Raw genomic sequence first — 24150 nt, 5'->3', positions numbered from 1 at the left:
GTGCGCATCCGGCCCGCGTGTTCGCGACGCTGCATGACGAAGGAAGTCGTCGACGTCGGGGAGCAGGGTCGGGGATCGGTATGTTCCGCTGACGCGCCGCATCTCCGCGGCGTTCTCCCGGCTCCGCGGATCCGCGCGATCGTCCGTCTGGCGGCGCACCACGGCCGGGGCTGGACGGCTCGCGGCGACCCGGTCTCCGGGCCCTCCCGCTCCTCGACAGAAGGACCGCCCATGACCGACTACTGGCCCGTGCTCCTCATCCTGCTCACGATCGTGGCCGTCGTGGTCCTGATCGTCGTGCTGAAGGTCGAGCCGGTGATCGCCCTCCTCGTCTCGGCCCTCGGGCTCGGCCTCGTCTCGGGGCAGGGCGGCGAGGGGACGGTGACCGCGATGACGTCCGGATTCGGCGCGGTCCTCGGCGACATCGGCCTGCTGATCGCGCTCGGCCTGCTGCTCGGATCGCTCCTGGAGGCGCTGGGCGTGGCCCCGCTGCTCGCCCGCTGGCTCGTGAAGCGCTTCGGTCGGCGCGCGCTCCCGGTCGCCTACGCGCTGACCCTGGGCGTCGCCTTCCCCTCGATCTACTCCGACGTGCTGGTCGTGATGAGCGCACCGCTGACTCGTCTGGCCTCGCGGGGGCTCGGTGCCGGTGGCTACGGGCTGCTGGCCGGCTCCTCCATCGTCGGGATGATCGTGGGCGTGGTCTTCGTCGTCCCCGGAGCCGCCGCGCTGGCCACGGCAGGCATCGCGGGCGCTCCCCTGCCGTCGATGGTCGCCATCGGCGCCCCGCTGGGCATCGTCACCATCGTGCTGACCGTGCTGGTGTACAGCGCCCTGGTGAAGCGCGGCGGCTGGCGGGACGAGCGCGACCTCGAGGGCGGGGCGGTCCCGGGGCCCGCTCTCGAGCCCGAGGCGGGCGCGGCCACGGGAGGCACGGCGCTCGCGACGCGGCGGGTGCCGCTCGCGCTGGCCGTCGCTCCGATCGCCCTCACCATCGTGCTGATCGCCGCGAACTCGCTCACCCAGCTGGCCGAGCTCGACGTCCCCCTCCTGCGGTTCCTCGGCGACGCGCACATCGCGCTGCTGGCCGGCTTGGTGCTGGCCTACGCGACGGCACTGCGGACGCTCCCGAAGGGCGCCGTGGCCATGGCACTGGGCGGAGCACTGACCCGCAGCGGCCCGATCGTCGTCCTGACCGGGGTCAGCGGCAGCCTCGCCGCCGTGGTCGGAGGAACCGGGGTCGGCGACGCGCTCGCCGGCGCCTTCGACGGGCGGGCCCTCTCGCCGATCCTGCTCACCTGGGTCGTCGCGGCCGTGCTGCACGCGGCGATCGGCTCGGTCTCGACGGCCGCGATCACCGCGGTCGGCATCGTCGCCCCGCTGATCCCCGTGCTCGACGTGAACCCGGCGCTGATCGCCTTGGCCGCCGGCTCCGGCGCTCTCTTCCTCGGGATGGTCAACGCCAACGCGTTCTGGCTCTTCAAGTCCGTGCTCGGCCTCACCGTGCGGGGCACGTTCACCGCCTACTCGCTGACGCTCTCGATCGCCTCGGTGATCTCGCTGCTGGCGCTGCTGGTGGCGGGAACGTTCGTCTGAGCGTCGGCCGGCCCCCACGAGGCCACGCTCGCGAGGTCGGCGCCGAACTCGACCCGGAGGCGCACGGGCGCGCCCCCGCGCAGCACGCCCGGCAGCCAGAGGCGGGCGTCATCCCACATCCGCTCGAACGGCACCTCCTCGACCGGGACGAAGGCGGCGGCGAGCTCGCTCGACTCGGTGACCTCGCCGGTGACGCGGCGGCAGAGGAAGACGTGCGAGCGCTGGCTCCAGGCCGGCCGGTGCGGGAAGGAGTAGTCGAGCACGCCGCGCGGCTCCAGATCAGCCGCTCGGGCGACGAGCCCGGCCTCCTCCTGCAGTTCGCGGACGGCGGCGGCGACGGGCGACTCGCCGGGCTCGAGCTTGCCGCCGGGGGCGACCACGCGGCCCTCGCCGAGGCCCCTGCGCTTGCGGCCGAGGAGCACCTCCGCGCCCCGCGGGCCGTCGCGGAGGACGTAGACGACGCAGACCTCGGGCAGCCCCACCGCGCACCTCCGCTCCGACGGGCCGGGGGCCCGGCACCGCCGTCGTAGGCTAGCCCGGTGACGACGACCGCGCTCGAGCGCTTCCAGGCCCTGCTGCGCGTCGACACCGTGTCCCACTCGGACGAGTCGGCGACCGACTGGAGCCGCTTCCACGCCTTCCGGGAGCTCGTCGCCGAGCTCTACCCGGCGCTGCACGCGGCGCTGGAGTCCGAGACCGTCGCCGGCCACTCCCTCCTCTGGCGCTGGCGCGGTGAGGAGCCGGGCGAGCCGGCCGTGCTGATGGCCCACTACGACGTGGTCAGCGTGACGGCGGCGGAGTGGTCGCACGACCCGTTCGCGGCCGAGACGGTCGTCGCCGCGGACGGCCGCACCTCCGTCGTGGCGCGCGGCGCCCTCGACGACAAGGGCTCCCTCGTCGCCCTCCTCGAGGCGGTCGAGGCGGCCGTCCTGCGGGGCGAGCGGCCCCGGCACGACGTGTACCTCCTCTCCACGCACAACGAGGAGACGGCGGGCGACGGCGCCCCCTCGGTCGTCGCCCTGCTCGGCGCGCGCGGGGTCCGCCCGCGCCTCGTGCTCGACGAGGGCGGGAACGTGCGGCGCGGCATCCTGCCCGGCGTCACCACCCCGATCGCCGTGATCGGCGTCACCGAGCGCGGGATCATGAACCTCGAGCTGACCTGCCGCGACGTCGGCGGCCACGCCTCCGCTCCGCCGCCCCCGCCCGGGCTGCTCGCCACCCAGCGGCTCGCGAGGGCGATCCACCGCCTGACCGAGAACCCGTTCCCCTCGACCCTCCCGGAGCCGATCGCCCAGCTGGTGCGCGCGGCGGCCGACCACGCGGACGCGGCCCACGCCGTCTGGTACGCCCGCCCGCACGAGCACCCGGACGCCGTCGTCGGCGCGCTCGCCGCCCACTCCAACCGCTCGGCCGCGATGCTGCGGACGACGGTCGCGATCACCGAGCTGCGCGGCAGCACCGGAGCGAACGTCCTCGCCTCCAGCGCCAGCGCCACCGCGAACGTGCGGATCAACCCGGGCGGCACCGTGGCGGGCGTGGTCGAGCGCATCCGCGCCGTCATCGACGACCCGGAGGTCGAGGTCGAGGTGAAGGTCGCCCACGAGCCCTCCCCCGTCTCCCCCACCGGCGAACCCGGCGACGGCGGGCCGTATGACCTGCTCCGCGCGGTCGTCCAGGAGTCGTTCCCGGACGCGGTCGTCGCCCCCTACGTGCAGACCGGCGGCAGCGACGCCCGGCACTTCCACGCCATCAGCGACCACGTCTACCGCTTCATCCCGTTCGAGATCAGCCCGCGGCAGCAGCTCGGGATCCACGGGGTCGACGAGTCGGTCGAAGCCGACCAGTTCGAGCGCGCCATCGAGTTCTACGCGCGGCTGCTCGCCCGGCTCTGATCGCGGCGGTCCTCCGGGGTCCGGGAGGACCGCGCAGCGACCGGCAACCTGGGAGAACCGTTCGATGACGCGCCGACCGGTGTTGGCCCGGAGTTCACCCCGCGATGATGGACTGATCGCAGCGGGGTCGCCTCCGCTGGAGCAGTGCGCAAGTGCCGACGCCGGGTCGCGTGATCCGGCTCCCGCCGATCGTGGAACCCGAGGATCATGTCCCTCCGCCAGGCCGAGTACCCCCGGCCCAACCACTTCATCCTTCACCTGAGCGACACCCACTTCATCGCCGGAGACGGCGGCCTGTACGGCTCCGACGTCGACAGCGAGGCCCAGCTGCGGCTCCTGTTCGACGAGCTGGAGGCGTCCGGCGGACGTCCGGAGGCCATCGTCATCACGGGTGATCTCGCCGACAAGGGCGAGCCGGAGGCGTACGCGAAGCTGCGCGCCGTCGTCGAGCCCGCTGCCGCACGCCTCGGCGCCGAGGTGATCTGGGTGATGGGCAACCACGACGACCGCGGCGCGTTCCGCTCGGGGCTGCTCGACCAGCTCCCGACCACGCAGCCGGTCGACCGCGTGCACGACGTGAACGGGCTGCGGATCATCGCGCTGGACTCCACCGTGCCCGGCGCCCACTACGGCGAGATCTCGGACGCGCAGCTCGACTGGCTGGCGGAGGAGCTCTCCAGCCCGGCCCCGCACGGCACGATCCTCGCGCTGCACCACCCGCCGGTGCCGAGCGTGCTCGACCTGTCGGTCCTCGTGGAGCTGCGCGACCAGCCCGCCCTCGCGGAGGTGCTCGAGGGCTCCGACGTCCGCAGCATCATCGCGGGCCACCTGCACTACTCGTCGACGGCGATGTTCGCCGGCATCCCGGTCTCGGTCGCGTCGGCCACCTGCTACACCCAGGACCTCAACGTGCCGGTGGGAGCGACCCGCGCCCGCAACGGCGCCCAGGCGTTCAACCTGATCCACGTCTACGACGGCACGGTGCTGCACTCGGTGGTGCCGATCGGCGCCTCGACCGAGGTGTCCTACGTCTCGGCGAACGAGACGCAGCGGATCCTCGCGGACCACGGCGTCGAGATCGCCGCGGCGACGGCGGCCCCCGTCGCCCGGGACGAGGAGCTCTACCCGCCGCTCGTGGAGCGGGTGGGCGTCAGCGCGTAGCGGCGCGGCGGGGCGTCGGGGTCGCTCCCACGCCTCCGGGCGCCGCGTCGACCGCGTCCTCGGACACGGCCGGCGGTGTCAGCGCCCGCCGGCGCGGTCCCGTGCGAACAGCCACCCGGCGAACGCCAGCGCCGCGGCCAGCGCGACGCCCACGCCGACGCCCGCTCCCACTCCGATGCCCGGGAACACGAGCGAGCTCGCCAGGCCGAGCAGCAGCCCGGCCACCGCTCCCCCGACGGCCCAGCCCACGGTCAGTCCTCGCGCTCCCACGGAGCCGGGATCGGGTAGTACTCCTCGAGGAACCCGATGACGGCCTTGGTGCGCGCCTCCGCCGAGATCTCGGGGAAGCTGCCGTCGTTGAGGCAGAAGAAGTCGACTCCGCGGTTCTTGAGGAGCTTGCGCATGTCCTTCAGCCCCTGGTGCATCGTCGTGTCGACGTACTTCACCGAGGCGTTCTCCTGCACGACCGCGCGCCCGGTCATCAGCGCGTAGTAGTGGTAGAGCGAGTTGGTGACGGAGACGTCGCTCGCGGAGCGGAAGCGGCTCGCGGCGGTCGCGGTGAACTCCGGCTCGAACTCGGCCTCGAGCTCGGCCATCACGGTCTTGCGGAGCGGCGTGGCGGCGTGCTCGAGGTGACGGGTCGTCATCGCGCCGAAGCGCTCGCGGAGCAGGCGCCGGTTGACGCGGGCCGCGTTCTCGAAGCCGCTGCGGGAGGCGTTGGAGTCGCCCATGCCGATGCGCGTCGTCGCCTCGATGAACTTCGTGATGCCCCCGGGCGAGAAGAAGATCGACGGGTCGACCGGGCGCCCGAAGAACATGTCGTCGTTGGAGTAGAGGAAGTGCTCCGCCAGCCCCGGGATGCGGTGCAGCTGGCTCTCGACCGCGTGGGAGTTGTGCGTCGGCAGCACCGAGAGGTCGCGGAAGTGGTCCTCGCTGCGCACGAGGGTGACGTCCGGGTGCTCGTCCAGCCAGCGCGGGCGCGGGGAGTCGGTGACGATGTAGATGTGCCGGATCCACGGCGCGTACATGTAGACGCTGCGCAGGGCGTACTTGAGCTCGTCGATCTGACGGAAGCGCGCCGGAGCGTCGTCGCCCTCCCCCACCACGTAGCTCGCCATGCGGGCCGCCCGGGCGCGCTGGAACTCCAGGTCGGTGCCGTCGACCCACGAGAAGACGATGTCCACCTCGAAGCGGATGTCGCTGACGAGCGGCTCGAACATGCCCTCGAACGTCGGCCAGGTGCGGCCGTACGCCTCGACGTGGGCGTCGATCGCTTCGGCGACGGGGAGGCTGTTGCGCATGAGCGCGTTCTCGGCGGGAGTGATGATCTCCTCCTCGCCCACCTTCCACAGCTCGAGGCGGACGCCGCTGCGGGCGCCGTAGCGCAGCGATCCCGTCGAGGAGACGCGCGGGCGGAAGAGCTTGAAGACGGAGGCGCGCGGATACGGCGCGAGCACGCCCTCGGCCAGGAGCTGAGGCGGGGTGCCCCGCTTGTCGACCGTCTTGGCGTAGAAGGGCTCGGTCGCGAAGGCGCGCGCCAGCAGCGTCGCCAGCTCGGCGCCGAGCACGCGGTCCACCGCGAGGAAGGGCGAGCCGTCGGTGCCGCGGATGAGGCGGTAGGGGAATTCGGCGGCGTCGAGGACCTCGCCGATGGCGATCAGGTCCTCGGTCCAGGCCGCGCGGGGCGTCGTACTCGAGTTCACCAGCGAGAACAGGCCGGCATGGACCACGACGTCGTCGCGGTCGAAGTGGCGCGGGCGCAGGAGCGGTGACGGAAGAGCACGGACGGAAGGCATGATTCACATTATCCGCCGTGGATTTCGTCCGTGTGACCGGGCCGTCGGCTTGACAGCGACCGCGGGGCCGCGCGGTCAGCGCGAGAGCGACTCGAGACGGTCTCGCGCCTTCTCCGCGGCCTTCGCGGCCCGTCTGGCGCGGTGCCGCTCCTCGGCGGCGACGACCCCCAGCGCGAAGGCCCCCTCCCCGCTGCGATCGGCCTGCTCCAGGATCAGCGCGCGGGCGGCGAGCGCGTCGCGCTCCTCCCCCAGGGCGTCGGCGAGGTCCTCGCCCGCTTCGGCGAGCGAGCGGCGCCGGGCGCCGACAGCCTCGGGGACGACCGCCCGCCACGCCTCCACGGTGTAGCGGAGCCGCTTCGCCGCCTTCCGCAGGTCGTGACGAGCCTCGAGCGAGCCGCCGGCCGCCGCGGAGCCCGCCGCGGAGATGCGCGCGAGGTCCTTCGCGACGGAGCGGCGCACCAGCGCCGTCGCGCTCGAGCCCGCCCGCGCGGTGCGGGGCGGATCCGCGAGCAGGGCGTCGAGCGAGGCGAGGAGCGCGAGGTAGCGGCCGCCGCGCAGAGTGCGGTCGACGCGGCGCAGCGCCGAGGCGTGCCGGTGCTCGACCTCCTCCAGCAGGGCGGTGGGGGTGCTCGGGGCGCCCTCGACGGCCGCCAGGGAGGCGCGGAACCGCTCGGCGAGTATCTCCTGGTCGCGGGCCGCGCCGAGGACCCCTCCCAGCCAGCGCAGCTCGTCCCGCACGGGGTCGGTCGCCGCACGGTCGAGCACGGAGCGGGAGGCGGCGAGGACGGACCGGAGCCGGCGCGCGAGCACGCGCATCCGGTGCAGGGCGTCGTCGGCCTCGAGGCGCACCCGCGGGTCGACGGCGCGCAGCTCGCGCAGGAGCGAGCGGACCGCGGCGAGCGCCGCCTCCCCGCCGTTGCGCGGATCCGGGACCGTCTCCTCGATCGGGCCGCCGGTGGCCCGGGCGAGCTTGGAGGCGCTGGCGGCCGGGCGGGCGCCCGCGGCGAGGAGGCGCTGCTCGATCGCGTCGAGGACCCGCTCGCCCTCGTCGCCCGGGACGTCGACGAGCTCGACCTCCCACTCCCTCCAGCGCCGCTCGCGGCCGGTGCGCTGGTCGCGCGCGGTCACCAGGTCGTCGGCGATCTCGGCGAGCTCCCGCCCGTGGGAGTCGAGGGCGCGGGTGATCGAGCGGACCGTCTCGAGCAGCGCCAGCGGCTCGAGCGGCGCGCGCCCCACCTGCCCGAGCACCGGCTCGCGGACGGCGGACGGGACCGTGCGCGAGGCCGTGAGCTCCGCGTGGATCTCGGTGCGGCCGGAGGAGCCGGGCAGCTTGACGTGCCAGCCCTGGTCGGATCCGCCCTCGCGGCGGCGCAGCGTGATCCGCGCCCGGGACAGAGCGCGCTCGGCGGTGTCGAAGTACTCGGCGCGGAGGGTCACCGGCTCCTCCGTGCGGACGCTCGCGACGCTCGCGGTGCCGGTCAGGTCGGGCAGCCGGGTGCCCGCGTCGACGTCGTACTTGCGCTCGACCTCGGTCTGCACTCTCCGCGCACCGCCCGCCAGGGACGTCGCCGACTCGTTCTCCGCACCGCTGGCCATGGTCCATTGTGATCACGCCCGGCGCCGCTGCGGCACCCCGGGGCGGCCAGGGGCGCCCTCGCCCTAGGCTGGAGCGATGACCGCGCCCGTTCCGCCCGTCGCCCGCCGCGTCCCCCTCGAGCGCCGCCACCACGGCGACGTGGTGGTCGACCACTACGAGTGGCTGCGCGAGAAGGAGAGCCCCGAGGTGCTCGCGCACCTCGAGGCCGAGAACGCGTACACCGAGGCGGTGCTGGCTCCTCTCGCTCCGCTGCGCGAGCGCCTGTTCGAGGAGATCCGCTCGCGGACGAAGGAGACCGACCTCTCGGTCCCCGTCCGGGAGGGCTCCTGGTGGTACTTCTCGCGCTCCTACGAGGGCCGCCAGTACGCCGTGCACTGCCGGGCGCCGATCAGCGGGCCGGACGACTGGACGCCGCCGTCGATCGCCGAGGGCGGTCCGCTCGAGGGCGAGCAGGTCGTCCTGGACGGCAACGCGGAGGCGGAGGGGCACGACTTCTTCTCGCTCGGCAGCTTCGACGTCTCGGCCGACGGCCGACGGCTGCTCTTCGGCACCGACGTCGAGGGCGACGAGCGCTACACCCTCCGCATCCGCGACCTCGAGACCGGCGAGGATCTGCCGGACGTCATCGAGGGCACCGGCGGCGGAGCGACCTTCGGCGCCGACGCGCGCTTCGTCTTCTACCCGACCGTCGACGAGTCCTGGCGCCCCGACACGATCTGGCGGCACGAGGTCGGCGCCGGGACCCCGGACGAGGTCGTCTTCGCCGAGCCCGACGAGCGCTACTGGATCGGCGTGGGCCTCACCCGCAGCCGCCGCTTCCTCGTCATCGAGATCGGGAGCAAGATCACGAGCGAGTGCCTGCTGCTGGACGCGTCCGACCCGACCGGCTCCTTCCGCTCGGTGTGGCCGCGCCGCGAGGGCGTGGAGTACGAGGTCGAGCACGCCGTCGTCGACGGGCGCGACCGCCTGCTGATCGTGCACAACGACGGCGCCCTCGACTTCGAGATCGTCGAGGAGCCGGCCGACCTGTCGCTGGACGCCGACGCCCGGGCCCGCGAGCGCCGCGTGGTGGTACCGCACCGCGAGGGCCGCCGGATCGAGGGCGTCGACGCCTTCGCCGGTCACGTGGTCGTCTCCTACCGGGCCGACGGAGCCACCCGGCTCGGGCTGCTCCGCGAGGACGGCGCCGGAGCGCGGCTCGAGGAGATCGTCTTCGACGAGCCGCTCTACGACGCGGGCCTGGCGGGGAACCCGGAGTGGGAGCAGCCCTCCCTCCGCCTCGCCTACACCTCGTTCGTCACCCCCTCGACCGTGCTCGCGCTCGACGTCGCGACGGGCGAGCGCACGGTGCTCAAGCAGCAGCCGGTGCTCGGCGACTACGACCCCGCGCTGTACGTGCAGAGGAGGGAGTGGGCCGTGGCGGAGGACGGCACGCGGGTGCCGCTCTCGCTCGTCTGGCGCCGCGACGCCGCCGATCCGGACTCGGCCCCCGCGCCGCTCCTCCTCTACGGCTACGGCTCGTACGAGGCGAGCATCGACCCTGGCTTCTCGATCGCGCGCCTCTCGCTGCTCGACCGCGGCGTCGTCTTCGCCGTCGCGCACGTCCGCGGCGGCGGGGAGATGGGCCGCTCCTGGTACGAGAACGGGAAGACGCTGGCGAAGCGGACGACCTTCACCGACTTCGTCTCCGCGGCGCGGCACCTGGTCGACGCGGGCTTCACCTCTCCGGCCCGCCTGGTCGCGCAGGGAGGGTCGGCCGGCGGCCTGCTGATGGGCGCGGTCGCGAACCTCGCCCCGGAGGCGTTCGCCGGCGTCCTCGCGCAGGTCCCGTTCGTCGACGCGCTCACCTCGATCCTCGACCCGTCGCTCCCGCTCACGGTGATCGAGTGGGACGAGTGGGGCGACCCGCTGCACGACGCCGAGGTCTACGCCTACATGAAGTCGTACTCGCCCTACGAGAACGTCCGCGACGGCGTGCAGTACCCCCGGATCCTCGCGACGACGAGCCTCAACGACACCCGGGTGCTCTACGTGGAGCCGGCGAAGTGGGTGGCCAGGCTCCGCGAGGTCGGCGCTCCCGCGCTGCTGCGCACCGAGATGACAGCGGGACACGGCGGGGTGAGCGGACGCTACGAGCGCTGGCGCGAGATCGCGTTCGAGTACGCCTGGACGCTGGACGTGCTCGAGCTGGCCTGAGCGCCCCGCCGCAAGCCCCTCCGCCCGTCGTCCGCGGCCAGTAGGGTTCGGGGTGCCGACGGAGGGAAGACCATGAGCGCAGGCCTGTCGATCGACCGCATCGCCGCATGGGTGGCGGACCAGAGGTGGTACGCGAGCAAGGGGCGGCGCCCCGAGCTGGAGGTCCGCGGCGCCTGGTCGCTGCACCCCGGCGAGGCGGAGGTGGTGGACCACCTCTTCATCGACCGGGCAGGCACGAGCCCGGTGCTGTACCAGGTGCCGGTGACCGTCCACGCGGCTCCGGTGCCCGGGCTCGAGGACGCCCTCGTCTACTCCGACGACGCGCACTACGTGTACGACGCTCCGCGCGACCCGGTGTTCGCCCGCGCCCTGCTCGGCATGATCGCCGACGGCGGCCGCTCCGACGAGGACGGCGCCCAGGGCGGCGCCCGCGCCGAGGGCCACCGGCAGCCGGGTGCCGCGATCGGGGCGTTCGCGTCCTCGAAGGTGCTCAGCGGCGAGCAGTCGAACACCTCGGTGATCGTTCGCACCACCGCCGACGACGGATCCGACGCGACTCCGGTGATCGTCAAGGTCTTCCGCGCCCTCCACCACGGCGACAACCCGGACGTGACGGTGCAGTCGGCGCTCAACGCCGCCGGGAGCGCCCTCGTCCCGCCCGTGATCGGCAACGTGACCGGCGAGTGGGACGACGAGGGCGAGGAGACGGGCCGCGCCTTCGGGCACCTCGCCTTCGCGCAGGAGTTCCTCCCCGGGGTCCAGGACGCGTGGCGCGTCGCCCTCGAGGCGGTCGCCGCCGACTCCGACTTCACCGGACCCGCCCGCGAGCTGGGCCGCGCCACCGCCGAGGTGCACGCGACGCTGGCGGAGGTCATGCCGACCGAGGACACCACGTCCGAGGTCGTCGACCGGATGGTCGCGGCCATGCGCCGTCGCCTGCGCATCGCCTCGGCCGAGGTCCCCGTGATCGCCGAGGACTCGGAGGCGATCGAGGCCGTGTTCCGCGCCGCCGAGACCGCGCCGTGGCCGAGGCTCCAGCGCATCCACGGCGACTACCACCTCGGGCAGGTCCTGTCCGTGCCCGGTCGCGGCTGGGTGCTCCTCGACTTCGAGGGCGAGCCGCTGCGGCCCATGCACGAGCGCCGTCTTCCCGACGTGGCCCTTCGCGACGTGGCGGGGATGCTGCGCTCCTTCGACTACGCGGCGGGCGCGCACGAGCAGGCCGAGCCGGGCGCCTCGAGGGCGGCCTGGGCGGCGGCGAGCCGGGCCGCGTTCCTCGAGGGCTACACCGAGCGGGCGGGCGACGCGGTCACCGCGCACCGGGCGGTGCTCGACGCGTTCGAGCTCGACAAGGCCGTCTACGAGGCGATCTACGAGGCGCGCAACCGGCCGGAGTGGCTGTCGATCCCGGTCGCCGCGGTGCAGCGCCTCGCCGGACGCTCGTAGGGTGGCAGGCATGAGCGACGACACCGACGACAAGAAGCCCCTGGACCCGCTGAGCGACTTCAGCATCCCGGGCGACACCGATCTGCACACGACCGGCGACGCCTCGGGCGCGGACGGCGACGAGGTCGCGGAGCCCGGAGCGGACGAGGACTGAGCCGCCTGCTCCGCGGGGCCTGCCTCGGCCGTCGGCTCCGCTGAGCCGGCGGCCGTCCTAGTCCAGCGGGGCGAGCGGCTCGACCGCCGGCCCCTCCAGCACCGTCCCGTCGGCTGCGAAGCGGGAGCCGTGCAGCGGGCAGTCCCAGCTGCGCTCCGAGTCGTTCCAGGTGACGATCCCGCCCAGGTGCGGGCACACCGCCGACACCGCGCAGCGCCTCCCCTCCACGGTGGAGACAGCGACGGGCTGCAGGCCGTCGCGGGCGAGCGAGCCCTGGCCCTCCGCCGGCACCACCCCGGCCGAGCGGGGCGCGCGGAGCGCTGCCGACCAGCCGCGGGCGTACCAGGCGCCCACCGCCAGCCCGGCGCCGAGCCCCTCCGCCATCACCCGCGGCAGCGTGGGCCGGCGGTGCAGCGTCCTCGCCCAGGCCGGCGTCCTGCCCTCGAGGTCGGCGACGAGCGTCATCGCGGCCTGCACCGCGTTGGTCATCCCCCACTTGTCGTAGCCGGTCGCCAGGAAGATCCGTCCGCGGCCCCGCGGCAGCCAGCCCACGAACGGCACACGGTGGAACGGCTCGTAGTCCTGGGCGCTCCACTGCGCGACCGGCTCCGCCCCTGGGAAGGACCGCCGCGTCCAGGCGACCAGGTCGTCCACCGCCTCCGAGGTGACGGGCCTGCGCCCCACCGGGTGGCCGTTGCCGCCGATCAGGAGGAGCCGCTCGCCGTCGCGCTCGGCGTCGCGCACCGAGCGGGACGGCTCGTCGACCGAGAGGTACATGCCGTCGGGGATCGGCGCGTCGGTGCGGAACGCGACCGCGTACGAGCGCAGCGCTGCGATCTTGGCGAAGTAGAGGCCGCGGTCGAGGATCGGCGCCCCCGTGAGCAGGTAGGCCCGGTCCCCTGTCACCGGGCCCGCGCTGGTGCGCACCCGGACGGGAGCGGTCGCTCGCATCCCGAGGGCCCGGACGCCCTGCACCAGCGTGCCCCCGGCGGCGCGGAAGTCGGCGGCGAGCGCCGTGAGGACGTCCATCGGGTCGAACTGGGCCTGGTCGTCGAGGGCCACGGCCGCCGTGCTGGGGAACGGCACGTCGAGCTCGCCGACGAGGCGGGTCGCGAGGCCGAAGCGGCGCGCGGTCGCGTGCTCCTTCAGGACGGCGTCCACGCCCTCGGGCGTCTGCGCGTAGCTGTAGGCGGTGCGCCTCTGCACCGGCACGCCCGCGCCCTCGCAGTAGGCGAGCAGCCAGCGGAAGCCCGCGAGGTTCGCCGCGACATAGGCCTCGGTCACCGCGGGGATGTTGCGCTCCGCGATCCGGGAGAGGTGCGCTCCCTGCAGGAGGCTGAGCTTCGCCGTCGTGTTCCCGGTCGTGACCGCGCCGACCTCCCGCGCCTCCAGCACCAGCACACGCCGGCCGGTCCGCTGCAGGAGGAGCGCGGTGACCAGCCCGGTGAGCCCGGCGCCGACCACGACGTCGTCGTAGTGCGCGCCCGGGACGAACTCGTCGGAGGGGATCGGAGCCGCGCCCGCCCGCCAGAGGGAGCGGGGCCGCGGGGCCGTCGTGGTCGTGTCCTCCGGAGTCATCGGGAGTCCCTCCGCTCAGGGGCCGGACGGCCCGCGACCGACGCTACGCGGAGCCTCCGGGACCGTCACGGTGTTGACACGTCGCGGGACGCGGGCTCAGAGCCAGCCCCACCGCTTGAAGAGCCGGTGCAGCACCACGCTCGAGGCGAGCATCGCCGCGAGCGCCGCCGGGTACCCCCACGCCACGTGCAGCTCGGGCATCACGTCGAAGTTCATGCCGTAGATGCTCGAGATCATGGTCGGCGCGAAGAAGATGGCCGCCCAGGCGGAGATCCGCTTGACCTCGTCGTTCTGCTGGTTGCCCACCTCCGCGAGCTTCTTCATGTCCTCGTTCTGGCGCTGGGCGACGAGGGTCGCGTTCACCGCCAGGATCTCCCGCAGCGTGGTGCGGAAGCCATCGACCCGCTCGGTGACGAGCGCGACGTGGTCGGCGACGTCGCGGATGTAGCGGCGCAGCTCCACATCCGACTGGAACACCTCGAAGTCGGTGACGAGCCGCCCGAGCATGCCGGTCAGCGGAGCGACCGCACGCTGGAAGTCCAGCACCTCCTGGCTGAGCTCGTAGATGCGTCGGGACACCGCCGGGTCGCCCTCGAAGACCTGCGCCTCGATCTCGTCGATGTCGTTCTCGAGACCGGCGACGACGGGCGAGTACTGATCCACGACGGCGTCGAGGATCGCGTACAGCACGGCGACCGGGCCGACGCGCAGCAGCTCCGGATCGGCCTCCATCCGCCGCCGCACCAGCGAGAGGTCGGGCTTCTCGGAGTGGCGGACCGTGACGACGAAGTTCGACCCCACGAACAGGTGGAGCTCGCCGAAATCGACCTCCTCGCGCTGGTCGGAGTAGCTGGCGGCGCGCAGCACCACGAACATGTCGCTGCCGTACCGCTCGAGCTTGGGCCTCTGGTGCGCGCTGATCGCGTCCTCGAGGGCGAGCGGGTGCATCGAGAACTCGTCCTCGAGCGCGGCGAGCTCGGCCGCGTTCGGCCGGTAAAGCCCGATCCACGCCATGGCGTCGGGCAGCTTCTGCAGGGCGGCGAGCGCCTCCGGGATGCTGCCGGGTGAGACGACCCGGCGGCCGTCCTGGTAGATCGCGTTGTCGACCGTGCTGGTGCGGGCCGGCTCGTCGTCCGGGCGCAGACGCTGGATGGGAGCGGTGTCCTCGGCGGCGGCGCGGGTGCGCGAGCCCAGACCCAGGATCGTCGCGGGGACGCGGGGCAGCTTCACGACCATCTCCTCTGCTCGACCGACGCCCTATTGTGCACCTCCCGGTGAACGGGAGGTGTCCGCTGCGCCGCCGGTGTCGGAGGGCCTCACTAGCCTGGAGTCGCTCCCCCGGACGACGCAGAGGAAGGACGACCGTGAAGCTGCTGCACACCTCGGACTGGCACATCGGCCGCACCTTCCACGGGCACTCCACGACGGCGGCGCTCGCGACCGTGCTCGAGGCCCTGGTCGAGACGGTGCGGGCCGAGCGCGTGGACGCGGTGCTGATCGCCGGCGACGTCTTCGACTCCGCCGTGCCCGCCGCAGAGCACTACACCCTCCTCACCCGCACGCTCGAGGCGATCCGCGCGGCCGGCGCCGAGGTCGTCCTCACCAGCGGCAACCACGACTCCCCCGCCCGGCTCGGCTTCCAGGCCGGGCTCCTGCGCGGAGCGGGCGTCCACGTCCTCACCGACCCCGAGGCGTACGCCGAGCCGGTCGTGCTGCGCGACGCGTCCGGCCTCGAGGTCGGCGTCCACGGCATCCCCTTCCTCGAGCCCGCCCTCTACCGCCACCGGCACCCGGAGGAGCAGCTGCGCCGCCACGAGGACGTGCTCGCCTTCGCGATGGCGCGGGTGCGCGCCGCCGCCGAGGCGGCGGGCCGTCCCTGGGTCGTGCTCGCGCACTGCTTCGCGGTCGGAGCCCCGGCCGCGGTCCTCGAGCGCGACATCACGGCGGGCGGGCTCGACTACGTCTCGGTCGAGCACTTCGCCGCGGCCGACTACGCGGCGCTCGGGCACATCCACGGACGCGCCGAGCTGCTGCCGGGAGTGCGCTACTCCGGAGCGCCGCTGCACTACTCGTTCGGCGAGGCGTCGAAGCCGCGCGGCGCCTGGCTGGTGACGATCGGGCCCGAGGGGCTCGAGGGCGTCGAGTGGTCGCCGCTCCCCGTGCCGAGGAGGCTCAGCGTGATCGAGGGCGAGCTCCAGCAGCTGCTGCGCGATCCCTCCCTGGCCGAGGTGGAGGGCGACTGGGTCTCGGCGGTGCTCACCGATCCCGTGCGCCCGCTCGACGCGATGGCGCGCCTGCAGTCGCGCTTCCCCGGCTGCGCCACGCTCGAGCACCGGCCCCCGCACGCCGCGGCCGAGCCGCGCGCGTACGCCGAGCGGATCCGCGGGCGGAGCGACGTGGAGGTCGTCGACGACTTCCTCGCCCACGTCCGCGGCGGTCACGGCGCCACGGAGACCGAGCGCGCCCTCACCCTCGACGCGCTCGCGGCCATCGAGGCCGAGGCTCTGCGGTGAGGATCCGCCGACTCGCCTTCGCCGGACTCGGACCGTTCCGCGCCGAGCAGTGCGTCGACTTCGACCGGCTCGAGGACGTGGGCGTGTACCTCATCGCCGGGCGCACCGGAGCGGGCAAGTCGACGATCCTCGACGCGATCGCGTTCGCACTCTACGGCTCGGTCCCCCGCTTCGACGGCACCGCCTCGCGCCTCCGGAGCGACCACAGCGGCCCCGAGGACGAGACCTTCGCCGAGCTCGAGTTCGAGGCGGCGGGGCGCGTCTACCGCGTCCGGCGCTCGCCCGAGTACGAGCGGCCGAAGCGGCGCGGCACCGGCACCACGACCCAGCCGGCGAAGGTCGAGCTGCTGGAGCAGGTCGACGGCGCCTGGGTAGGGCTCTCGTCGAGCGCGAAGGAGGTGGGCGCCGACATCGGCCGGATCGTCGGCCTGACGAAGGACCAGTTCCTCCAGGTGATCCTGCTGGCGCAGAACCGCTTCCACGAGTTCCTGCTCGCGAAGAACGACGACCGGCAGCGGCTCCTGCGCACGCTCTTCGCGACCGAGCGCTTCGATCTGCTCCGCCGCCGCCTGCTCGAGCAGCGCGACGCGAGCGCCGTCGGGCTCGAGGAGGAGCGCGCGGCCGTGACGGCGCTCGCGGACGAGGCCGTCCGGCTCCTCGATGACGGAGCCGAGCCGCCTCTGCCGGACGCCGCCTGGTTCGCCGGGCTGCCGGCGCGGCTCGCCGCTCCGCTCGAGGCGGCCCGGGCCGGCTCCGCCGCGGCCGACGCGGCGCACGAGGCCGCGGGCACCGCTCTCGACGAGGCACGGCGCATCGCCCGGGGCCAGGAGCGGCGCCGGCGCGCCCTCATCGAGGCGGAGGAGCTCGTGGTCGCCGAGGCGCACGTCGAGCAGCAGCGGGCCGCGATCGAGCGCGCGCGCCGGGCCGACGGCGTGCTGCCGCTGCTCCGCTCCGCCCGGGCAGCCGCCGAGAAGGAGCGGGCCGCCCGGCAGCAGCGCGACCTCGCCGCCGACGCCTACGGGGACGCGTCCGGGGGCCCGGCCGCCGAGACGGCCGAACGGCTCGCCGCTGTCCTCGGCGCCCTCGCCGAGGCGCTGGCAGAGGAGCGCCGGCTCCCCGACGCGGAGCGCGTCACCGAGCGGTCCGCACGCGCCGAGCAGGCGGCGGCGACCGCGCTCGCGGGGATCGAGGCGGAGCTGCGCGAGCTGCCCGCCCGCGTCGACGCGCTCGCCGCCGAGGAGGAGTCCCTGGCCGGGGAGGCCGCCGCTGTCCCCACGCGCGTCGACGAGCTCGCCGCGCTCGAGCGGAGGATCGCCGCGGCCCTCGAGCGCGATCTCACTGCGGCGGGTCTGCAGCGGCTCGGCACGGCCTACGCCGACGCGGCGCGCGTCCACGGCGAGCGCGCCGCGGAGCAGGCCGCCCTGATCGCGCGCCGGTTCGCCGGGTTCGCCGGGGAGCTCGCCGAGCGGCTGGAGCCGGGGGAGCCCTGCCCCGTCTGCGGCTCGCGCGAGCACCCCCGCCCGGCCGAGCACGACGGCCCGACGACGGTCGGCACCGACGACCTCGACCGGGCCCGCGTCGCGGTGGAGCGCGCCGCCGCCGCCCTCGACGGCGCCCGCGAGCGCGAGGGAGCCGCGGCTCGGGCTCTCGCGGCGCTAGAGGAGCGCGTGGGCGAGGACGCGGATCCGGAGTCGCTCCGCCCGGCGCACGAGGAGCGGCTCGCCTCGGCGCGCCGCGCCGCCGCCCGCATGGAGGAGCTGCGGCGCGAGCGCATCCGGCTGCGCACCCGGATCGACGCTCTCACGACCGGGCGGGACGCCGCTCGTGAGGAGCACCGCGCCCGCGCCGACGAGTCCGCCCTCGCCGCTGAAGCGCTGCGGCTGCTGCGGGAGCGCGTCGAGGCCTTCCGCGACGGCGCGACGAGCGTCGCCTCGCGCGTCGAGCAGCTGAACGCCCAGCGCCGTCGTGCCGTCGCCCTGGTCGAGGCCGAGGAGGCGGCCGTCTCGCGGTCCGAGGCCGCCGCCGCCGCCCGGGAGGAGCTCGCCGAGGTCCTCGCCGAGCGCGGCTTCACGACCGCCGAGGAGGCCGAGTCGGCCGCGCTGGCCAGCGGGGACCGGGCGCGGGCCGAGGCCGTCGTCGCCGAGCACGAGCGACGGCGGAGCGCGACGGAGGCGGTGCTCGCCGACCCGGAGCTCCGCGGACTGCCGGGCACGGCCTTCGACCTCGCCGACGCCGAGGGGCGCTCGCGCGAAGCCTCCGCCCGTCGCGACGAGGCGCGAGCCGGCCTCTCCGTGCTCGAGCACCGCTCGGAGCGCCTGGCCGAGCTCACCGCGACGGCCGCGGGCCGCCTCGCGGTGCTGGGTGAGCGCCTCCGCCGCCACGAGGAGCTGCGCGCGCTGGCCGAGACCGTCTCCGGCCGGGGGCAGAACACGCGCCGGATGGACCTCGAGGCCTTCGCCCTCGCCGGACGCCTGGAGGAGATCGTGACCGCGGCGAACCTCCGCCTCGACGCGATGACCAGCGGCCGCTACGCCCTCGCCCACGACGACTCGCTCGCCTACCGCGGCGCCGCCTCCGGCCTCGGGATCGACGTGCTCGACGCCTTCACCGGCGTCCGCCGGCAGCCCGCCTCGCTCTCCGGTGGCGAGACGTTCCTCGCCTCGCTCGCCCTCGCCCTCGGCCTCGCCGATGTGGTGACAGCGCAGTCCGGCGGCATCTCGCTCGAGACCATGTTCATCGACGAGGGCTTCGGCTCGCTCGACGCCGAGACGCTCGAGACGGCGCTCAGCACGCTCGACGAGCTGCGGTCGGGCGGTCGGACGATCGGCCTGATCAGCCACGTCGACGCGATGCGCGAGCGGCTGCCGATCGGCCTCCGCGTCGCGGTGGGGCCGCGCGGCGACTCGACGATCCTCACCGGCTGAGCGGCCGCTCCCGGGCGAAGGGGCGACGACGGCCCGCTCCCTCCTCTCGCACTGCAGAAGCGAGCGCGCCCGCGCCCGCTGCTAGGGTCGTGCGCAGTGACACGGGGTGCCCGCCAGGGCTGAGAGAAGACCCGTTGAACCTGATCTAGTTCGTACTAGCGAAGGGATGTCGCGAATGAGCATTCGCACGCCTGTCCACCCGACCCTCCCCGCCGACACGGCGCCCGACCCGGCCTCCGTGGGTCGCGATCTCGCCGAGCTCCGCGCCGCCGGGCCCCTGGTGCAGTGCATCACGAACGCGGTCGTCACCGGCTTCACCGCCAACAGCCTTCTGGCCCTCGGCGCCAGCCCGGCGATGTGCGACCTGCCCGGCGAGGCGGGCGTCTTCGCGGGCCTCGCCTCCGCGGTGCTCGTCAACCTCGGCACGCCCGGAGCGGAGCAGCGCGAGGGTGCTCGCGAGGCGGTCGCCGCGGCCGGACGCGCCGGCACCCCCTGGGTGCTCGATCCGGTCGCCGTCGGCCCTCTGCCCGTCCGCACCGCTCTGGCGGTGGACCTGCTCGAGGCGCGGCCGGCGATCATCCGCGGCAACGCCTCCGAGATCCTCGCCCTCGCGGGAGCCGGTGCGGGCGGCCGCGGTGTGGACGCCGTCGACACCGCCGAGCAGGCGCTCGACTCCGCCCGCGTCCTCGCCCGCCGCACCGGCGGCGTGGTCGCCGTCTCGGGAGCGGTCGACCTCGTCACCGACGGCGAGCGGATCGTTCGGGTCACGGGGGGCCACCCGCTGCTGACCCGCGTGACCGGCGGCGGCTGCGCGCTCGGCGCCGTGATGGCGGCGTTCCTCGGCGCGGGCGCCCGCCCGCTCGACGCGGCCGTCAGCGCCTCCGCGGTCTGGGGCCTCGCCGCCGAGCGGGCCGCCGCTGCGAGCAGCGGTCCCGGGTCCTTCGCCGTCGGCCTCCTCGACGGCCTCGCTGCCCTCCAGCCGGCCGACGCCGAGGCCGGGGCGCGGATCGCATGAGCCTCGACCTCTCGCTCTACCTCGTCACGGACACCGCCCAGTGCGGCCCGCGCGGCGTGCCCGCCGTGGCCGCTGCCGCCGTCCGAGGCGGAGTCACGACCGTGCAGATCCGCGATCACGACGCCTCCGCCGCCGAGCTCGTCGCCCTGACCCGGGCCGTCGCCGCCGTCCTCGACGAGCGCACGACCCTGCTGGTCGACGACCGCGTCGACGTCGCCCTCGCCGCCCGCCTCGCGGGCGCCCGCGTCCACGGCGTCCACCTCGGGCAGTCCGACCTCCCCGTCACCGCCGCCCGCTCGCTGCTCGGTCCCGACGCGGTGATCGGGCTCACCGCGAACACCCCCGAGCACCTCGCCGCCGTCCGCGCCCTGCCCGCGGGGACGGTCGACTACCTCGGCGTCGGCGTCATCCGGCCCACCGCGACCAAGCCCGACCACCCCGCTCCCCTCGGTGTCGACGGGTTCGCCGCCCTCGCCGCGGCCGCGGCGCTGCCCTGCGTCGCCATCGGCGGAGTCGGAGCCGCGGACGCGGGGCCACTCCGCCTCGCCGGTGCGGCCGGGCTCGCGGTCGTGTCGGCGCTCTGCACGGCCGCCGACCCCGCGGCGGCCGCCCGCCTGATCCGAGCGGAGTGGGACCGATGACCGCCGGCGCCCGCGTCCCCCGTGTCCTCAGCATCGCCGGCACCGATCCGACCGGCGGTGCCGGCGTACAGGCCGACCTCAAGTCGATCGGCGCGCTCGGCGGCTACGGCATGGCGGTCGTCACCGCGCTCGTCGCGCAGAACACGCACGGGGTCCGCTCCGTGCACCTGCCACCCGCCGTGTTCCTCCGCGAGCAGCTCGACGCGGTGAGCGACGACGTCACGATCGACGCGGTGAAGATCGGGATGCTCGCCACGGCCGAGTACGCCGGAGTCGTCGCCGAGTGGCTCGACGAGGTCCGCCCGCCCGTCGTGGTCGTGGATCCGGTGATGGTCGCGACCAGCGGTCACCGGCTGCTCGCTCCCGAAGCCGAGGACGCCGTGCGCGACCTGCTCCTCCGCGCCGACCTGGTGACGCCGAACCTCCCCGAGCTGGGCGTGCTCGCCGGAGAGCCGACCGCCTCCGACTGGCCGGCCGCGCTCGCGCAGGGGGCGATGCTCGCCCGCGCCCTCGACGCCGCCGTGCTGGTGAAGGGCGGCCACCTCGACGGCCCCGCCACCCCGGACGCGATCGTCACCCCCGACGGCCTCGTGCGCGAGGTCCCCGGCGAGCGTGTCGCCACCTCGAACACGCACGGCACCGGGTGCTCGCTCTCGTCCGCGATGGCGACGCTCCTGGCCGGGCGCGACACCTCCTCCGACGCCCTGGTCGAGGCGCTGACGGAGGCCAAGGAGTGGCTGACCGGCGCCCTGCGCGCCGCCGACGCTCTCGAGGTCGGCTCCGGCAACGGCCCGATCGACCACTTCCACCGGCAACGTCCTCCGGCGTTCTGCGCGGACGTCTGGGAGAGGACCCGGACCCTCCGCGACGAGATCGACGCGCTCCCGTTCGTGCGGGCCCTCGGCGACGGCTCCCTCGGGCGGGAGGACTTCGAGTGGTACCTCGAGCAGGACGCTCTCTACCTCACCGAGTACGCCCGCGTCCTGGCCGTGGCGGCGCAGCGCGCGCCGACCACCGCCGAGCAGGTCTTCTGGGCCGAGGGCTCGGCGTCCGCCCTCGCGGCGGAGGCGCAGCTGCACCGCGACCGGCTCGGGACCAGGGACGCGGCTCCCGCGCCCGCGACCCGCGGCTACACCGACCACCTGCTCGCGGTCGCCGCGGGCGGCGGCTACGGCGAGATCGTCGCCGCCCTGCTCCCCTGCTTCTGGCTCTACGCCGACGTCGGGTCGCGCCTCGCCGCCTCCGGGCACCCCGAGCACCCCTACGCGGACTGGCTGCTCACCTACGGCGACCCGGTCTTCGCGACGGCCACCGAGCGGGCGATCGAGTTCACGGAGCAGGCCGCCCGCGACGCCTCACCGAGGGAGCGCGCCGCGATGAGGGACGCGTTCCTGCGGTCGAGTTCGTTCGAGAAGGACTTCTTCGCCGCACCGCTCGCCCGGACCGGCTGAGCTCTCAGCCGGCCCGGCCGGGTGCGCTCAGCCGATCGCCTCGCGCAGGACGTGCATGAGGGCGTCCAGCTGCACCGTGTCGGCCGAGGCCGTCTCGGCGTCCGCGCCGTCGAGCGCCCGGGCGGCGAGACCGGCCTTGGCGTCGATGAGCTCCGCGATCTTCGCGTCGATCGTGTGCGCCGCGATGATCCTCCACGCCGTCACCGGCTCCTCCTGGCCGATGCGGTGCACGCGGTCGATCGCCTGCGTCTGCTCGGCCGAGGTCCACGACAGCTCGGCGAGCACCACGTTGGAGGACGCCTGCAGGTTCACGCCGACTCCCGCCGCGGTGAGCGAGCAGACGGCGACAGAGACGTCCGGGTCCTCGTTGAAGGCGTCGATCTGCGTCTGGCGGAACGCCGCGGTCTGGTCGCCGCGGATGGAGACGGACGTCAGCTCGCGCTTCTCGAAGGTGTCCTCCGCCTGGTCCATCACGTCGATGTGCTTCGCGAAGAAGACGACCTTGCCCACCGAGCGGGCCAGCTGCGAGGCGTAGTCGGCGGCCAGCGCCGCCTTGGCCTGGCCGATCCGGCGCACCATGGTGAAGACGTTCTCGCCGGTCTTGGCCGACTTCGACTCCTCGAGCTCGCTCTGCGCCACGATGCGGATGAACCGCTCGCGCTCGTCGTCGTCGAGCTCGTGCGTGATCGAGGAGGTGACCGCCCTGAAGCGCTGCAGCATGCGGGCGCCGAGCTCGCGCTCGGCCTTCTGGATGGAGCGGCCGAGGTCGTCGTCCAGCTCGACGGGCAGATCGACGATCCGCTTCGACGGCAGGTCGGCGGCGACGTCGATCTTCTTGCGCCGGACGATGCCGAGGTCGATCACGGCCTCGCGCGCCTCCGGGTAGAAGCCCGTGTCGGCGGGGGTGAGGCCGGTCTCCTCGAGGCGGCCCATCAGCTCCGGTCCCGGCTTGGTCTCGTCGATCCAGCCGAGGAAGCGCCAGATGGCGCGGAAGTCGTCGACGTCGTTGATCAGCGGGGTGCCGGTCAGCGCGATCATCAGCGGATCGTGCCCCGGAGTGGTCTCACGGATCCTCGACGCCAGCGCGAGCACGCTCTGCGAGCGCTGCGAGCGGAGGTTCTTGATGAAGTGCGCCTCGTCGACGACCATGCCGCGGAAGCCCAGGCTCCCGAGCCAGCCGATGTGCCGGTCGAGGATGTCGTAGTTGACGATGACCACGTCGGCGAACGCGTCGAGCGTGCCGCCGTCTCCGTGGATGACCGTGGCGCGCCGCTGCGGGGTCCAGTGCTCGACCTCGCGCGCCCAGTTCATCTTGACCACGTTCGGCACCACCGCGAGCAGCGGGTACGCCCCGACCACCGAGGCGGCGAGGAGGCTCTGCGCGGTCTTGCCCAGACCCGGCTCGTCGGCGAGCAGGAAGCTGCGGTGCCCCTCGCGGGCGCTCTCGATGAAGCGCGCCTGGTGCGGCATCAGCTCGCGGCCGCGCGGCGAGACCCGGTCGAGCTTCGGCGGCTCCGGGAGCTCCATGCTCGCGGCCCGTCCGCCCGCTCCGTACTCGAACGCCTTGAAGAGCGGCCCGAGCAGCTCCCAGTCGTCGAGCCGGCGGCGCGGCGCCGGGGCCGAGGCCTCGGCGATCGAGAAGTCCGGCGGGAGGAAGGGGTTCGCCAGCTGCCGGGCGCGCACCGACTGCGGCACGACCTGGTTGACCGGCACCTCGGGCTTGGGCTCCGGCTCGGTCACGATGAGCAGCTCGTCGGGGCTGAGCTCCGCGCCCGCCTCGAGCAGCCAGTCGCGGCGGAGCTTCTGCGCGGCCGCCGTGACGCCGGCCTCCGATTCGAGCAGCGCGATCAGGCTGGTGTCGCGGGCGGCCGTCTTGGCCAGGATCGTGGCGATGCCGTCGAGGCGCTTCATCTCCTCGGCGCGCTGCGCGTCGCTGAGCGAGGGATCGACCTTGACCCGCTTGCGCTCCTCGCGCATCAGGAGGGCGATCACCAGGAACTTCGTCCGGTTGGTCGGTCCGACCTTGCCGGTCTGGGCCTTCGCCTCCACCTCGCGGACGCGGCGGGCGAGGATCGGGATGATCCCCGCGTTGTCCACGCCGCGCGAGCGCGATCGGGGTCGGCTCCCGGCGGCGTTCGACGCTCGTCGCGTCTGACCGGACTGACGCTGGCCGCTGCGAGCCATGCTCCTCCT

18 protein-coding genes and 1 riboswitch are annotated in these 24150 nt (G+C 74.4%); of the genes, 11 read left to right on the top strand and 7 right to left on the bottom strand.

Annotated elements, in window-relative coordinates; genetic code table 11:
* Positions 1-231 precede the first annotated feature (231 nt).
* Positions 232-1593 carry a GntP family permease gene (locus C5D36_RS01380; RefSeq protein ID WP_181072716.1) on the top strand — a complete coding sequence of 454 codons (1362 nt, stop codon included), beginning with the start codon at positions 232-234 and terminating at the stop codon, positions 1591-1593.
* Here C5D36_RS01380 and C5D36_RS01375 read toward each other — a convergent pair.
* A complete protein-coding gene (locus C5D36_RS01375; RefSeq protein ID WP_181072714.1) occupies positions 1521-2075 on the bottom strand; it encodes an 8-oxo-dGTP diphosphatase in 555 nt (184 codons plus the stop codon). The two genes, C5D36_RS01380 and C5D36_RS01375, sit on opposite strands and share 73 nt — an antisense overlap.
* Before the next feature lie 57 nt (positions 2076-2132).
* On the opposite strand from C5D36_RS01375, the gene C5D36_RS01370 reads away from it, so the two are divergent.
* Positions 2133-3485 carry a M20/M25/M40 family metallo-hydrolase gene (locus tag C5D36_RS01370; protein ID WP_104295021.1) on the top strand — a complete coding sequence of 451 codons (1353 nt, stop codon included), beginning with the start codon at positions 2133-2135 and terminating at the stop codon, positions 3483-3485.
* A gap of 207 nt (positions 3486-3692) precedes the next feature.
* Positions 3693-4646, top strand: a complete 954-nt coding sequence (locus C5D36_RS01365) for a phosphodiesterase (RefSeq protein WP_104249612.1) — start codon at positions 3693-3695, stop codon at positions 4644-4646.
* A 78-nt stretch (positions 4647-4724) separates the two neighbouring features.
* Here the strand turns inward: C5D36_RS01365 and C5D36_RS16700 are convergent, their stop codons facing one another.
* The 3 genes from C5D36_RS16700 to C5D36_RS01355 all read right to left on the bottom strand — a co-directional run bounded on the left by C5D36_RS16700 (position 4725) and on the right by C5D36_RS01355 (position 8038).
* Positions 4725-4895, bottom strand: coding sequence for a hypothetical protein (locus C5D36_RS16700; RefSeq protein ID WP_159939285.1), 171 nt, complete (start codon positions 4893-4895; stop codon positions 4725-4727).
* Between the two features lie 2 nt (positions 4896-4897).
* On the bottom strand, positions 4898-6442 hold the full coding sequence (locus C5D36_RS01360) for a stealth family protein (protein ID WP_104233778.1): 1545 nt from the start codon (positions 6440-6442) through the stop codon (positions 4898-4900).
* 75 nt (positions 6443-6517) lie between these two features.
* Complete coding sequence (locus tag C5D36_RS01355; RefSeq protein ID WP_104295020.1) at positions 6518-8038, bottom strand: CYTH and CHAD domain-containing protein; 1521 nt, start codon at positions 8036-8038, stop codon at positions 6518-6520.
* A gap of 76 nt (positions 8039-8114) precedes the next feature.
* Between C5D36_RS01355 and C5D36_RS01350 the strand changes: the two genes are divergently transcribed.
* The 3 genes from C5D36_RS01350 to C5D36_RS16695 all read left to right on the top strand — a co-directional run bounded on the left by C5D36_RS01350 (position 8115) and on the right by C5D36_RS16695 (position 11835).
* Positions 8115-10235 carry a S9 family peptidase gene (locus tag C5D36_RS01350; RefSeq protein ID WP_104295019.1) on the top strand — a complete coding sequence of 707 codons (2121 nt, stop codon included), beginning with the start codon at positions 8115-8117 and terminating at the stop codon, positions 10233-10235.
* A 72-nt stretch (positions 10236-10307) separates the two neighbouring features.
* The gene (locus C5D36_RS01345) at positions 10308-11681 is read left to right on the top strand and encodes a phosphotransferase (RefSeq protein ID WP_104233781.1); all 1374 of its coding nucleotides are present in this window, start codon (positions 10308-10310) and stop codon (positions 11679-11681) included.
* A gap of 10 nt (positions 11682-11691) precedes the next feature.
* Positions 11692-11835: a hypothetical protein gene (locus C5D36_RS16695; protein ID WP_159914626.1), complete on the top strand. Its 144-nt coding sequence runs from the start codon at positions 11692-11694 to the stop codon at positions 11833-11835.
* A 57-nt stretch (positions 11836-11892) separates the two neighbouring features.
* Here the strand turns inward: C5D36_RS16695 and C5D36_RS01340 are convergent, their stop codons facing one another.
* Both C5D36_RS01340 and C5D36_RS01335 read right to left on the bottom strand, forming a co-directional pair.
* Positions 11893-13413 (bottom strand): FAD-dependent oxidoreductase, encoded by a 1521-nt coding sequence (locus tag C5D36_RS01340; protein ID WP_104295018.1) that lies wholly within the window; start codon positions 13411-13413, stop codon positions 11893-11895.
* A 96-nt stretch (positions 13414-13509) separates the two neighbouring features.
* Complete coding sequence (locus C5D36_RS01335; protein WP_104223070.1) at positions 13510-14649, bottom strand: magnesium and cobalt transport protein CorA; 1140 nt, start codon at positions 14647-14649, stop codon at positions 13510-13512.
* A gap of 128 nt (positions 14650-14777) precedes the next feature.
* Here C5D36_RS01335 and C5D36_RS01330 point away from each other — a divergent pair, with 128 nt between their 5' ends.
* From C5D36_RS01330 to thiD, 5 genes are all read left to right on the top strand, one after another.
* A complete protein-coding gene (locus C5D36_RS01330) occupies positions 14778-15926 on the top strand; it encodes an exonuclease SbcCD subunit D (protein ID WP_104295017.1) in 1149 nt (382 codons plus the stop codon).
* On the top strand, positions 15923-18850 hold the full coding sequence (locus tag C5D36_RS01325; protein WP_104295016.1) for an AAA family ATPase: 2928 nt from the start codon (positions 15923-15925) through the stop codon (positions 18848-18850). The genes C5D36_RS01330 and C5D36_RS01325 overlap by 4 nt, the downstream gene beginning before the upstream one ends.
* 92 nt (positions 18851-18942) lie before the next feature.
* Positions 18943-19034, top strand: a riboswitch (TPP riboswitch).
* Complete coding sequence (gene thiM, locus C5D36_RS01320; RefSeq protein WP_104295015.1) at positions 19026-19865, top strand: hydroxyethylthiazole kinase; 840 nt, start codon at positions 19026-19028, stop codon at positions 19863-19865. Its footprint overlaps the riboswitch before it by 9 nt.
* Positions 19862-20506 (top strand): thiamine phosphate synthase, encoded by a 645-nt coding sequence (gene thiE / locus C5D36_RS01315; RefSeq protein ID WP_104233786.1) that lies wholly within the window; start codon positions 19862-19864, stop codon positions 20504-20506. The genes thiM and thiE overlap by 4 nt, the downstream gene beginning before the upstream one ends.
* Positions 20503-21957, top strand: a complete 1455-nt coding sequence (thiD, locus tag C5D36_RS01310) for a bifunctional hydroxymethylpyrimidine kinase/phosphomethylpyrimidine kinase (RefSeq protein ID WP_104233787.1) — start codon at positions 20503-20505, stop codon at positions 21955-21957. Before thiE ends, thiD begins: the two co-directional genes overlap by 4 nt.
* Before the next feature lie 27 nt (positions 21958-21984).
* Here the strand turns inward: thiD and C5D36_RS01305 are convergent, their stop codons facing one another.
* The gene (locus C5D36_RS01305) at positions 21985-24141 is read right to left on the bottom strand and encodes a DEAD/DEAH box helicase (protein ID WP_104225603.1); all 2157 of its coding nucleotides are present in this window, start codon (positions 24139-24141) and stop codon (positions 21985-21987) included.
* Positions 24142-24150: the final 9 nt, after the last annotated feature.

Source organism: Rathayibacter sp. AY1C6 (assembly GCF_002931535.1).
GTDB lineage: Bacteria > Actinomycetota > Actinomycetes > Actinomycetales > Microbacteriaceae > Rathayibacter.
The sequence above is the reverse complement of the archived record's forward strand: the minus strand, read 5'-3'. Positions and strand labels throughout refer to the sequence as shown.